The sequence below is a fragment of the Verrucomicrobium sp. BvORR034 genome (assembly GCF_000739635.1).
Taxonomy (GTDB): Bacteria; Verrucomicrobiota; Verrucomicrobiia; order Verrucomicrobiales; family Verrucomicrobiaceae; genus Verrucomicrobium.
The window spans coordinates 25,618-38,767 of the sequence record NZ_BATQ01000097.1; the positions used below are offsets into that span (position 1 = coordinate 25,618).

Below are 13,150 nucleotides of genomic sequence, written 5' to 3' on the forward strand. Positions count from 1 at the left end.
CTGGACTGCGTTGCTCATCGGTTGTGAATCTCGATTCACGCCCTCTTCGCGCCTTGTCCAGACTCAAAATGCCTCGCAACACACCCAGCGTTTTTATCCAAACAGGTTCTTACGGTTGACCGGTGAGCTGGGGAAAGGAAGGCTTCTTGCTGTAGCAGGCAAAAAGCTGCACCTCGCTGCATAGCTCCCCCCTGTGGCGAATTTTGAAGAGACCGAGGCTCTGCACGGATCTGAATTGCTGGGTCAGCAGCAGGGGTGGATTGTGATGACGGGACGACTTCACCACATAGATGGCATTTTCACCCGCGCGTGAGTCGTAGGAGGGCCAGAACCAGAACTGGTTCTGAGGTTTTTCTGTGGCCAGCACATAAACCAGCTGGTCCTCAGGCAGGAGTTGCCGTGCCTCGGGCAGGTAGAAGTTCAAGAGGCTGGCCCGGCCATAGTGGTCGGCAATCACAAAGACGGGCTGTCCTTCGACGGCAAGGTGTTGGCGGTGTTCTTCGACCAAGCTCGCCAGTTCAGAGGCTCCTCGAACCCGTGTGAGGGGATCATTTTTTTCCGTCAGCGTCACGCCCAGTCCTTTGTGCAACCATTGGGTCTCATGCAGCACAGTGACCACGGGCAGGCCCACCACGAGGCCTGCGGTCAGCCACCTTGCACCCCATTTTTTTCCAGCAGTATGGCGTTCATGCCAATAGAGGATGGCGAATAGAAACAACGCGGGAGCGGCGGGAGCAATCCAGTTGGGCTGGGCTTTCGCGTGGCAGGCCAGCGCGAGATAGAAGACGATTACTGGTAGCGCACTGCACAGCAGGAAGCGCTGAAGCAATGGCAGGCTGCGGGCGCGGAAAAATCCCACGACGGCACCGATGACAGCGACGAAGAAGACCGGATTCAGAAGCGCCGCGACTGAGCCCAGAAAGGTGCCTACGTATTGGAAGCGGAATCCTCCGGGTTCCTGCAGCCCACCACGTTCACCCAGATGGACCAGGGTCACCCAGTCATGCTGCTGATTCCACCACAAGACGGGTGCCAGCGCGAGGAGGTTCATGGCCAGGGCTAGCCAGACGCCCGGACGTCTGAACTGTTTTCGCGCACTGGGAGTGAAGGCGGCATAGAGGAAAAAACCGGCCCAGAGGAAAGGGGAGAAGAACTTGCTCAAGAATCCCATAGCCATTGCCATGCCAGCGAGCAGCCACCACAGGGTGCGATCCGTCTCCAGTGCCTGCCACATGGCCAGGACGGAAAGCGTATAGAAGAGAACAGTGGGTGAATCCACTGTGAGCAGGGTGGAACCCACGGCAAAGAAAGGCGTGGCGGCGAAGACCAGAGTGGCCCAGAAAGCCGTTCTCTCGTTGGTGTGTCGGCGAAGAAAGTTCCAAAGCACGAGCCCCATCACGAGTGCAAAGACGGGAGAGAAAAAGCGGACACCAAAGGCTGTATGTCCCCACAGGTGGGTGCCCAGCCACTGGATCCAGGCGATGAGCGGTGGTTTGCTGTAGTAGGCCCAATCCAATCGACGGCTCCACATCCACTGGTAGGCCTCGTCTTCGCTCAGCTCGATCGTGTCTCCGGCGATGTAGAAGAGTCGCGCCACGAACAGCAGGCCCAGCACCAGCCAGGTGGCGTGGCGCCAGGTTAGTTCTTGGTCCCGCTCAGACAGGGAGACATAGGAAGTTCCGGTTGCGCGCAACAAGTTGGGTGTACTATGCCACCAGACGGGGAAGGCGCGACGGCCCGCGGTGGTCCACAGCCAGGCCGACAGCCCCGCGACGACAAGGCCGGTCAGTGCGCCTAAAATCCAACCCGCCACCACATCAGAGGGGTGGTGCACGCCGAGGTAGATGCGGGAGTAACCCACGAGAAAGGCCAGTGGAAAACCGAGCCAGCCGGCGCGGCGGTAGAAGAGGCACACCACGATGGCGAGAGCTCCCCATGTGGTCGCGTGGCCGGACGGCATGGCCGTATGTCCATATCCGTTGCCCCCGACCACTCGCACATCAGGCAGGACCATTGCCGGGCGCGGGCGTTGCCAGAACTCCTTCAATGGAGCGGCGACCCAATCGCCCGCCACAAGCGCTGCCAACACTGCCACCATCACAAATGCCGCCCCCCGGCTGCCGCCTTTCTTAATGATGACGAAAGCCAGGACGAGGAGCAGAGGGAAGAAGGCTGCATTCCCACTCAACCAGATCATGACGGGATCCCACGCGGGACCGGCAAGGTCATAATTGATTAGATGAAACAACCAAAGGTCCAGGTGTTGGAGAAAAGACATGCGATCGCGAGTCCCGGACGGGGGCTGATTGTCCGGTTAAAGCGAAGCATGCTAAGTCACAGGCATGACCAGAGAATGACATGGGGGTAACTTTTCAGTTAGTCACCTTCTTCATGTTGCTATTGAATCGCATCTCCACGGTTGTGCCTGAGCCGGGTGTGCTGCTCACGGTGACGGTGCCGCCATGCAGTTGCACCACGGTCTTCACGAGAGCCAGCCCCAGTCCTGCGCCTGCATCGCTGCCCTGGCTGCTTCGTGCGGAATCAACACGATAGAAGCGGTCAAACAGCCGGGGCAGATGCTCAGCGGCAATGCCGGTGCCGGTGTCTGCCACCGAGACCAGGCATCTGTTAGCTTCCTGGGCGATCATCACGGAGACTTTCCCACCTGCCGGGGTGTGCCGGATGGCATTGGAGATCAGGTTGCCCAGCGCCATGCGCATGAGAGAGGCATCTGCCATCACGCATCCTTCCCCGGATGAGGTGAGCATCACGCTCTTGTCTTCCGCGAGGGCAGAGTAGAAGTCGGCGACTTCCTCCGCCAGTGCGGCGGTATCCACCTCCACCTTGGTGAGAGAGGCTTCTGCATTGTCCGCCCGGGCGATAAAGAGGAGGCTTTCCACCATGTGCTTGAGACGGTCGTACTCCTCCAGATGCGTGGCCAGCGTCTGGCGGTAGTCTTCCTGGGCCTGGTCGCGCGAGAGGGTCAGGCTGGTGGAGAGCACGAGGTTGTTCAAAGGCGTGCGGAACTCGTGCGCGACATCGGCGGTGAACTGGGACTGGCGCGCGAAAGCGTCGCGCAGGCGTTGCAGCATGAGGTCAAATTCACCCGCCATGGCCGCCAGCTCCCTGGGCCAGGGTTTGCCTCCCAGCCTCTCATCCAGTCCCTCCGCTCCCACACGCTTCATGGTGGAGGTGATTTCGCGAACGGGTTCTAGACCGCGATGGGTGAGGATCCAGGCCAGCAGGCCAGAGAGAGCGGTGCCCGTCGCCACCACCAGGATCAGTTGCAGGCGCAGCTCCCCCAGCCACTCCTCCAGATGACTTACGTCCAGCGCCACATGGTAAACCAACGGCGGCTTGCCTGGCTCATGGGCAACCAAAGCTGCCGCAAGAAAGGACGGGATGCCCCTGCTGGAGACGTGGCGGGCGACGGCAGAGATGTTGCCATCTTTGGGAGCTGCCACAGGGAAGGCCGCGTTCTTCTCCACCAGCTCGCTGAAGCCCGGCGTTTCCAGCAGCACCTTGCCCGTGTGGTCGATCAACTGGCCATAGTAGCGCTCCAGGGTGCGATGGGTGGCAGTGGAGAGGATGATTTCCTCCGCCTCATGGAGGCTCTGTGGAGTGCGCTCCAGCTCGTGGCGGAGCGTATTCACGTGGTCAGTCAGCAGCTCCGCGTCCTCGATCTCGAAGCTGGTATAGAGAGTGTGATAGAGGAAGACAGCCGCCGCGGACAAGGTAAAGAGGGCCGCGAGCACATACCCCAGCACCAGGCGCTCAGTGAGACCTAGCGCAGGGCGACGGATGGGAGCGGCATCAGGACTGGGCACGGTCTTCAAGAATGTAGCCCAGGCCCCTCTGGGTGTGGATCAGCTTGTTCTCAAATGGCTCATCCACCTTGCGGCGTAAGCGGCCCATGGCCACATCGACGGCATTGGAGTCCGTGGAGAAATTCATGTCCCAGACCTGCTCACAGATGGTCGTGCGGGAGAGGACCTCTCCGCGTCTTCTGGCCAGCAGGCTGAGGAGCTGGAATTCCTTGGCCGTGAGGTCGATGGGTTGCCGGCCCCGCCGTGCCTTCATGCGAGGCAGATCCAGCTCCAGATCGCCGATTTTGATGATCTCCGCCGTGCGCACCGGACTGCGACGCAGGAGGGTGCGGACCCGGGCGAGAAACTCCGTCCAGGCAAAGGGTTTGACCAGATAGTCGTCGGCGCCCAGCTCCAAGCCCCGCACCCGGTCTGGCACCGAGTCGCGCGCTGTGAGGAAGAGCACAGGTGTTTCGCAACCCCTGGTGCGGAGCTGCTCCAGCACATGCCAGCCGTCCCGCACAGGGAGCATCACGTCCAGCACGATGAGGTCGAAGTCGTTCTCCCGGGTCGCCTGCAGCCCCTCCTCGCCATCGTCGGCCACATCCACCACATAACCTGCCTCCTGGAGTCCCTTGGCGAGGAACTCCCGGCTCCTTCGTTCATCTTCCACAATGAGGATGCGCATGTTGTCAGTCAGAAATAAGGGGCTGGGGGCATTTCGTCAACGGCCTTCAAGACGTGAGGCGGCCACTGAGCTGATGAGTGAAGACGCATGCATCTGTCAAGGTGTTCACAATCGATGCTTCCATGAACAAGATTTTTGATGAGCAGATCCCCCAATGTCCTGTCCCAACGTACTGACGGTTAACCTTTCAACACCACACCAACATGTTTGAGATCGTAAAAAAAGGCGTTTACATGGGACTCGGGCTGGCCAGCCTGACCAAGGACAAAGTCCAGCAGTTCGCGGCGGATGTGTCCCGTGAGGCCAAGCTGACGGAGGAGCAGGGCCGCAAGTTCGAAGAGGAACTGCAACAGCAGGTGGATGCGTCCAAGGGCGATCTGGAGACGGAGATCGACAAGCGCATCGATCAGTCGCTGGTGCAATTGGGCATTGTGAAGGCTGGCATCAAACGTACTGCAGGCCAGGCGGCGGACGGTATTCAAGGCCTGGTGGACAAACGCATCGACGACGTGCTCAGCAGGCTGAAGGTGGCGCGGCAGGAGGACATCGACTCCCTCAAGCAACGGATCGAACTCCTGGAGTCCAAGCTCCATGCCGCTCCTGGAGAAACTCCCATTGTGCAACCAGGGTTCGAGAGCTAATACCAGCCCCATGGAATTGAATCCGCTTGCGAAGCATCAGCGGGATTTCGGGCGCGTGGCCGAGATCATGAAGGCCCTTGTGCGCTACGGACTGGCCGACTGGATGCGCCCGCTGCCGTTCGCAAGCCTGCAGCAGTTTTTTACCAGCCGGGAAGGGGATGTCATCGCCGAGGCCCCCATGTCGGTACGAGTGCGGTTGGTGCTCACCGAGCTTGGTCCCACCTTCATCAAACTGGGACAAGTGCTCAGCACCCGGCCAGATCTGATCGGTGTAGAGCTGGCGGAGGAGCTTTCCAAGCTCCAGTCCAGCACACCGCCCGATCCCCCGGAGGCCATCCGCGAAGTGATCATTGAGGACATGGGCCGACCTCCAGAGGAGATCTTTGCGACCTATGACGCCCATGCCTTTGCCTCGGCATCGATCGCCCAGGTGCATCATGCCACCTTGAAAACAGGCGAGGCTGTGGTCTTGAAGGTGCGCAAGCCCGGCATCCAGCGCAAGGTGGAGGCTGATCTCTCCATTCTGGCGTGGTTGGCGGAGATGTCAGAGGTGCATGCCCCGCAATCCAAGCAGTATGAACCCGTGGCGCTGGTGCGGCAGTTTGAGCGCACCCTCATGCACGAGCTGGATTTCAACCATGAGCGTCGCAACATCGAGGAATTTACCCGCCGGTTTGCGGGGGATGCCACGGTCCGCTTCCCCAGAGCCTACGCAGAGTACTCCAGCAAGCGAGTGCTGACTATGGAGCGCCTGGACGGCATTCCTGGCAATGACCGCGAAAGCCTCCAGGCCTCTGGGGCAGATCTCAACGCCTTTGCCCTCCGCGGGGCAAACATGTACATGGCGATGATTTTCCGTGATTCCTTTTACCATGCAGATCCGCACCCAGGGAACCTGATGCTGATGCCGGGTGGCGTGGTGGGGGTGCTGGACTGCGGCATGGCGGGGCGGCTGGATGAGCGGCTGAGGGATGAAGTGGAGAATCTCGTGCTCGCCGTAGGGCAGGCGGACGTGCTGGCGCTGGCTGATGCGGTGTGCCGCCTGGGCTCGGTTTCGGCCGGAGCAGACCATGATCAGTTGATTGCGGAGTTGTCCGACTTTGTGGCCGACTATGCTTCTCAGTCCATCAGCGAGCTGGACGTGAGCGAGGCCCTCTCGGCTTTAACGAGCATCATCCGGCATCACCATGTAGTCCTGCCGCCCGGGGTTTCCCTGCTTTTGCGCACCCTGGTGCTGCTGGAAGGCACGTCTCAATTGCTCAGTCCCAAGTTCAGCCTGGGTGAGGTGATCCAGCCCTTCTATCGTCGGGCGATCAAGCGGCGGTTCGCGCCCAAACGCATGCTGCTACGGCTCCAGCGCACCTTCCGTGATTGGGACTTGCTGTTCCAAGCCCTCCCAAGGGACCTGGGCGATGCCCTTCAGCGCATTCGCACTGGCAACTTCCAGGTGCACCTGGACCACCGTCACCTAGACCACGTCATCAATCGTCTGGTCATGGGCATCATCATGGCTTCGATGTTCCTGGGCTCATCTCTGCTCTGGAGCATGAAAGCGCCGCCGGTGGTGTGGGACATCTCCATCTTCGGAGCTGCCGGGTATATGATCTCCCTTTATCTAGGCTGGAGGCTGTACCGGGCCATCCGGAAGTCGGGCAGTATTGACTCGAAGGATCCTTAGCGGGATGAGGTGAGACGCTTTTTTGGGACAGGATGAACAAGATTTTTGAGAGATTAACAGGATGGAATGCAGGGGTTTTAGACAGAATTGACGGAATTTACGGAATTGGGATGAGGTGTTGCATCGAACCCTGCGACTCTGCTTTAAATTGCTCGTGTTCTCTGTGAGTAACTCGAAGCTGATTGGCTAATCCTGCGAGTTTCTGTTCTGGTAAACCATGCGCGTCTTGCTGTAGAAGGGGAGGCAGCGTGGCTCTTCTACCTGATCAATCTGAATGGAGAGCCAATGGCCGTTTTGATCGGTGCGAAAAGTGCCGCGACCTTTGTTGGAAAAGCTGTCTTCGAATTGGAAGTCAAGCACGCCGTGAGCGTCCAGTGAGCCGGTGCCGGAGGCATCTGGAGCGGCTCCGTGACCATCAAGGTAACCAAAGCCAAAGTCGAGAGAGTATTGGGTGCCCGCTTGGGTGATGCTGACCTCAGTGAACCTGCCGTCTGCATGGCCTGAGTTTGCAGAAGTGTAGCGACCTGCCGACGGCTGAACGGCTGGAGCGGGCAAGTCGGGTTTATTCGCCCCGGATGACGGTGCCTGGCACGCAGTGAATAGCGTCAACAGGGTGTCAATCAGGATTAGCCGTAAGAGGTGCTTCCCCATGAGAGACCTCAACATCATCAGTGACAAATTTCAAAAGGAGCCCAAACAGCAAAGCTTTCCTTGCTGTTTGGCTCAATCCTCTGTGTTCTCTGTGCCTCTGTGGTTATTTTAGAAGCCTCTTCTCTCCCACTATTTCCTATCTCCCCTCACTCTGCCAGGTCGCCACATCTTTGGCGAAGTAGGTCAGAATCATGTCTGCGCCCGCGCGGCGGATGCTCGTGAGGGTTTCCAGGACGATCTTTTTCTCATCCAGCCAGCCGCTGGCGGCGGCGGCTTTGATCATGAGGTATTCGCCACTCACGTGATAGGCAGCTACGGGGAGGGGGCTGTGCTGACGGAGGCGATAGATCACGTCCAGGTACGGCACGGCGGGTTTCACCATCATGATGTCAGCGCCTTCGGCTTCATCCAAGGAGGCTTCGCGCAGAGCCTCGCGGGCATTGGCGTAGTCCATCTGATAGGTCTTCTTGTCACCAAACTTGGGAGCGGAGTCCAGAGCGCCGCGGAAGGGGCCATAGTAGGCGGAGGCGTATTTGGCGGTGTAGGACATGATGGCGACGTCCTGGAAGCCGGCTTTGTCCAGCGCGGAACGCAGGGCAGCCACGCGACCGTCCATCATGTCACTGGGGGCGACGATATCGGCACCGGCGGTGGCATGGCAGAGAGCCTGCTTCACCAAGGCGGCGACGGTTTCGTCGTTGAGGATGCGTCCGTCGTCGGCGACCAGTCCGTCGTGGCCATCCGTGTTGTACGGGTCCAGTGCCACATCCGTGATGACGGTGAGCGTGGGGTGGGCCTTCTTGAGGGCTGCGATGGCCTTGGGGACCAAGCCCTTGGCATTCCAGGCTTCACGGGCGTCCTTCGTCTTGAGCTTGTCGGAGATCGCAGGAAACAACACGATCGCCGGGATCCCGAGCGCGTGGGCTTCACCAGCTTCTTTCACAAGACCGGCGAGGCTCCAGCGGGTACAGCCCGGCATGGAATCGATGGGCTGGTCTGCGGTGCCAGCATGGAGGAAGAGGGGGTAGATGAGATGCGCTGCCGTGAGTTCCGTTTCCCGCACCAGACCGCGGATGGCTTCGGTGCGACGATTGCGGCGGGGACGGATGGGGAGGTCCATGACGGGTGAGGACGAGGAAAACGGGCGCACTGAGGGGATAGACTCTGAGGGGTGTACGAAGAAAAGAGGTGCCAAAGACTGCTTACGCCTGGGGCGTGAGGGTGTAGCCCTCTTTCGAGTCCTTCACGATCCAACCGAGCAGCTCGATCTGCTTGCGCAGGTCGTCGGCGCTGGTCCAGTCTCGGGCCTGCTTGGCGTTCCAGCGCTGGTCTGCCAGGGCCTTCACTTCTTCAGGGGCTTCGACTTCACCTTCGTCTTTGATGACGGGTAGTTCCAGCCCCAGTGCTGCCAGCACAAAGTGCAGGCCCACCCAGGCGGATTTGGCTGCCTCTACGGACAGGGTGGCAGGCTTGGTCTTGTTGATCGTGGCGAAGACGGCTCCGATGGCACCGGGAACGTTCAGATCATTGAGCAGATCCGCCCAGGCTTCGGCAAAGATGTCCGCCTTGCCGGCGGCCCTGAGCTCATCGAGCGAAGGCGCGGCAGTGGCTCCCGTGAGAGCGCGCAGTTGCTTCTCAAACTTGGCCAGCTTCAGCAGCGCCTGATGCGAGGCATCCAGTGAGTGGAGCGTGAAGTTGAGCGGCTGGCGGTAGTGCCCACTGAGCAGGGTGTAGCGCACCACGGCGGGTGAATAGCCCCGATGGCCCAGATCCGCGAGGGTGTAGAGGTTGCCCAGGCTCTTGCTCATCTTTCCGCTGTCCACCATGAGGTGGGCGATGTGCATCCAGTGCCGGGCGAACCGGCCCCCGGTGGCGCAGCAGCTCTGGGCGATCTCGTTTTCATGGTGGGGGAAGACAAGGTCAATCCCACCGCTGTGCAGATCAAACTCGACCCCGAGGTACTCCAGGGCCATGGCGCTGCACTCGAGGTGCCAGCCGGGGCGGCCCTTGCCCCAAGGGCTTTCCCAGAAGTTCTCACCGTCATCTGGCTTGTGGGCCTTCCATAGGGCGAAGTCCGCCAGCGAGTCTTTGGTGTACTCGTCGCTGTCGTTCGCGGTCTGGGCGGCCCCGACCTTCAGTTCCCGATCTTCCAAATGAGAAAGCTTGCCGTAGTCGGCATAGGAAGACACCCGGAAGTACACCGATCCATCCGGCGCGGCATAGGCGTTGCCGTGCGCGATCAGGTCCTCGATCATCTTGATCTGGTGCGCAATGTGATCAGTCGCCTTGGGCTCTACGTGGGGAGGCAGCAGGTTCAACGCGGCGCAATCCGCGTGAAAGCGCTCCGTCCAGTACTGGGTGAATTCGATGAGCGTCTGTCCCGCTTTCTGGGAATCGCGAATGGTCTTGTCATCAACATCTGTGATGTTCCGCACATGCAACGTGGGCGTGCCGCTCAGCTCCACTACGCGACGGAAGACGTCCTGGGCGATGAAGGTGCGGAAATTGCCGATGTGCGCCGGGCCGTAAACCGTGGGTCCACAACCGTAAAAGCGCAGGGTGCCGGCCTCAGAGGGCCAGACCTCACGCGCAGTGCGGGTCAGCGTGTCGTGGAGTTGCAGACGGTTGGCGGATTCAGACATGGGTTGAGTAGTATGCGCAGAGTGGTGCAGTTTGCAAAACAGTTGCGTGGTGGAGGGGCGTGTGGGGAAGCAGAAGGAGCTTGGCAGCGCCCCGGGGTGCTCCATATTGTCCGTCCGCCCCATGCCAGCCTTCACGAACATCGCCGCCTACAAGTTTGCCACGCTTGCCGATCTCAAGCCGTTGCGGGAGCGCCTCATTGCCCAGTGCAAGGCTTGGAATCTGAAGGGGACGATTTTGCTGAGCCCAGAGGGCATCAACCTGTTTGTCGCGGGAGGTACCGCAGAAATTGAGTCCCTCCTGAACCTGCTGCGGGCGATTCCCGGGCTGAAGGCCCTCACCCCCAAGTACAGCGACAGTGACCACCAGCCCTTCCGCAGGATGCTCGTGCGTCTGAAGAAGGAGATCATCGCCTTTGGCGTGGAAGGGATTTCCCCTGGCGTACACACCTCCCCCAAGCTGGCCCCCGCCACCTTGAAGCAGTGGCTGGACGAAGGTCGGCCGGTGACGCTGCTGGACACGCGGAATGACTACGAGGTGAAGCTGGGCACCTTCAAAGGGGCACTGATTCCTGGGATTGATCACTTTCGGGACTTCCCTGAAGCCGTGCGGAGGCTCCCTGACTCCCTGAAAAAAGAGCCCATCGTCATGTTCTGCACGGGCGGCATCCGCTGTGAAAAGGCGGGCCCCTTCATGGAGCGGGAAGGGTTCGAGCAAATCTATCAGCTCGATGGTGGCATCTTGAAGTACTTCGAAGACTGCGGTGCCGACCACTATGAGGGCGAATGCTTTGTTTTTGACCAGCGGGTGGGTGTGGACCCCAGCCTGCAGGAATCGAACTCTGCCCTGTGCTTTGCCTGCCAGACCCCGCTCGATCTGGAGGACCAGAAGGACCCCCGCTTTGTGCCCAGCACGTCCTGCCCCTATTGCTACAAGACCACGGATCAACAGCGCGACGACGCCGTGCTGGCCAGGAATGAGGCCATTCAGAAACTGGTGCATCCGCTCCCAGGCAGCGTTCCCTACGAGAACGAGCGGCCGCTTAATGTGCCTTCCGAGCACGATGGCAGGCCGTTGCTGGAGACGGTGATCGCCCTCTTTCCCCAGATCGATGCGGCGGAGTGGCAGCGCCGCTGTGAGGAAGGGCGCTTCACGCGGGAGTCGGGAGAGCCCCTCACGGCCTCGACCGTGCTGGCGGCAGGGGATCGTTGTGTCCAACATTTCCCGGCCGCGGTCGAACCTACGGTGAATGCCGATTTGAAGGTGCTGCATGAAGACGAAGCCATTGTCGTGCTCGACAAGCCGGCCCCGCTGCCAATGCACCCGGCAGGCCGATTCAACCGCAATACCGCTCAGTACATCCTGAGTCAGGTGTATGCCCCGCAGCGTCCCCGGCTGGTGCATCGCTTGGACGCCAATACCACGGGCCTGGTGATCTGTGCCCGGACCCGGCATTTTGCCAATCTGCTGCAAAAGCAGTTCAAGGACTTCAGCATCGAGAAAGTGTATGTGGTGCGGGTGCAGGGGCATCCGGTGCAGGACCAGTTTACGGTCGATGCACCCATCAGCGCTGAGCCCGGTCACTTGGGCTCCTACGCTGTGGATGAAGAGGCGGGACAGTCTGCGCGCACCGACTTCATCGTGCTGAGTCGCGATGCAGATGGTACCAGCCTGCTGGAAGCCCGCCCGGTGACAGGCAGGACGAATCAAATTCGGCTGCATCTGTCGCACCTCGGCCACAGCATCGTAGGGGATCCGACCTACTTGCAGGGCGGGAGCCTGGGGGATACCCAGACGCTTGAACTGGGCAGTCCGCCGATGTGCCTGCATGCCTGGAAGCTGGGCTTCAAACACCCGCTGACGGGGAAACGGATGGTGTTTGAAACGGCTCGCCCAGAGTGGGCGGAATGAGGTAGAGAGCAGGGTCGCTCATCGGGACAGTTGATCCACAGGCGGGTGATCGTTTTTGTAAAGTCAGATTGACTGTCTAATATTGTCAGATAATCTGACGATATTGCCTGTTTCATGCACTCGCTGCATCCAACTGAACAAGAAAGCCTCGGGGCCATGCTCCGCCGTCCTTGCCGGCTGCTGGAAGAGCGGGTTTTTGGCGAGCTGGCGGCATCAGGTTTCCCTGAGATCCGGCCAGCGCACAGCGTGGTCTTTCAGCACGTCCTGCCGGAGGGTTCTCGGATCACGGTCCTGGCGAAGGAGGTCGGCATGACCAAGCAGAGCATGGCCTACCTCGTGGACCATCTCGTGGAGCACGGGCATTTGACCGTGAGCCCCGACCCTGATGACGGCCGGGCCAAGCGGGTGCACCTGACGACCAAAGCGAAGCAATTCATTCAGACCGCCTTGTCGGCTAGCCGCGCGGTCGAAGAGGAGCTTGCGAGGGAACTCGGTGCCAAGTCGATACGTGAGCTGCAGCGGATACTCGCGGATGTTGAAACCGTCTTGAGATCTCCCGCAGGTGGAAAGCCACCCTCTGCCAGCGCCCAATCAATCTATCCCAACCATCGACCATGAGCACTATCGACACCGCCAAGCCCTGGATCACTCTCGCTGGTCACAGCCGGGTTATCCACGCCTTCGGAGAGCAGATGTACATCCACCTTGGGGCTGAAGAAACCGGGGGACGCTACTGCATGTTCACCGAGGTCACCTCACCAGGCGGGGGGCCACCGCCCCACCACCATACCGGCGAGGATGAATGGTTTCACGTCCTGGAAGGCCGTGCGGCATTTCTCAAAGATGGTGAGTGGGTGGAAGTGCCGCCTGGGAGCACCGTATTCATCCCCAGAGGCACTGTCCACAGCTTCAAGAACGTGGGTGACACCCCTTTGAAACAACTCATCACGGTGGCTCCGGCGGGGATAGAAACCTTCTTTGCCCGGTGTGCCGAGGAGTTTAAAAAGCCTGGAGGCCCTGACATGGAGCGCATCCTGGCCATCAGTGCCGAGCACGGCATCGTCTTTAGCAGGCCTTAGAACCTGTTTGGATAAAAACGCTGGGTGTGTTGCGAGGCATTTTGAGTCTGGACAAG

Annotated in this window: 11 protein-coding genes; 5 read left to right on the plus strand and 6 right to left on the minus strand. The window is 60.1% G+C overall.

Annotated features, from left to right (window positions below; all coding sequences use genetic code 11):
• Nucleotides 1–109 precede the first annotated feature (109 nt).
• The 3 genes from BV034_RS16305 to BV034_RS16315 form a co-directional block, all read right to left on the minus strand.
• Complete coding sequence (locus BV034_RS16305) at nucleotides 110–2,278, minus strand: glycosyltransferase family 39 protein (RefSeq protein ID WP_081887871.1); 2,169 nt, start codon at nucleotides 2,276–2,278, stop codon at nucleotides 110–112.
• 94 nt (nucleotides 2,279–2,372) lie between these two features.
• A complete protein-coding gene (locus BV034_RS16310; protein WP_050028066.1) occupies nucleotides 2,373–3,827 on the minus strand; it encodes a heavy metal sensor histidine kinase in 1,455 nt (484 codons plus the stop codon).
• Nucleotides 3,814–4,494 (minus strand): heavy metal response regulator transcription factor, encoded by a 681-nt coding sequence (locus BV034_RS16315; protein ID WP_050028067.1) that lies wholly within the window; start codon nucleotides 4,492–4,494, stop codon nucleotides 3,814–3,816. The genes BV034_RS16310 and BV034_RS16315 overlap by 14 nt, the downstream gene beginning before the upstream one ends.
• 203 nt (nucleotides 4,495–4,697) lie before the next feature.
• Between BV034_RS16315 and BV034_RS16320 the strand changes: the two genes are divergently transcribed.
• Complete coding sequence (locus tag BV034_RS16320; RefSeq protein ID WP_050028068.1) at nucleotides 4,698–5,135, plus strand: phasin family protein; 438 nt, start codon at nucleotides 4,698–4,700, stop codon at nucleotides 5,133–5,135.
• Nucleotides 5,136–5,145: 10 nt separating this feature from the next.
• Entirely contained in the window at nucleotides 5,146–6,813 is a 1,668-nt protein-coding gene (locus BV034_RS16325) for an AarF/UbiB family protein (protein ID WP_050028069.1), read from the plus strand.
• A 186-nt stretch (nucleotides 6,814–6,999) separates the two neighbouring features.
• Here BV034_RS16325 and BV034_RS16330 read toward each other — a convergent pair whose 3' ends face one another.
• The 3 genes from BV034_RS16330 to cysS form a co-directional block, all read right to left on the minus strand.
• Complete coding sequence (locus tag BV034_RS16330) at nucleotides 7,000–7,368, minus strand: hypothetical protein (RefSeq protein WP_265593082.1); 369 nt, start codon at nucleotides 7,366–7,368, stop codon at nucleotides 7,000–7,002.
• Between the two features lie 232 nt (nucleotides 7,369–7,600).
• Nucleotides 7,601–8,584 (minus strand): porphobilinogen synthase, encoded by a 984-nt coding sequence (hemB, locus tag BV034_RS16335; RefSeq protein ID WP_050028071.1) that lies wholly within the window; start codon nucleotides 8,582–8,584, stop codon nucleotides 7,601–7,603.
• Between the two features lie 82 nt (nucleotides 8,585–8,666).
• Nucleotides 8,667–10,106 (minus strand): cysteine--tRNA ligase, encoded by a 1,440-nt coding sequence (gene cysS / locus BV034_RS16340; RefSeq protein ID WP_050028072.1) that lies wholly within the window; start codon nucleotides 10,104–10,106, stop codon nucleotides 8,667–8,669.
• Nucleotides 10,107–10,227: 121 nt separating this feature from the next.
• Here cysS and BV034_RS16345 point away from each other — a divergent pair, with 121 nt between their 5' ends.
• From BV034_RS16345 to BV034_RS16355, 3 genes are all read left to right on the plus strand, one after another.
• Nucleotides 10,228–12,015, plus strand: a complete 1,788-nt coding sequence (locus BV034_RS16345) for a sulfurtransferase (protein ID WP_050028073.1) — start codon at nucleotides 10,228–10,230, stop codon at nucleotides 12,013–12,015.
• Nucleotides 12,016–12,171: 156 nt separating this feature from the next.
• Complete coding sequence (locus BV034_RS16350) at nucleotides 12,172–12,633, plus strand: MarR family winged helix-turn-helix transcriptional regulator (protein ID WP_265593083.1); 462 nt, start codon at nucleotides 12,172–12,174, stop codon at nucleotides 12,631–12,633.
• Nucleotides 12,630–13,094 (plus strand): cupin domain-containing protein, encoded by a 465-nt coding sequence (locus BV034_RS16355; protein ID WP_081887875.1) that lies wholly within the window; start codon nucleotides 12,630–12,632, stop codon nucleotides 13,092–13,094. Before BV034_RS16350 ends, BV034_RS16355 begins: the two co-directional genes overlap by 4 nt.
• Nucleotides 13,095–13,150: the final 56 nt, after the last annotated feature.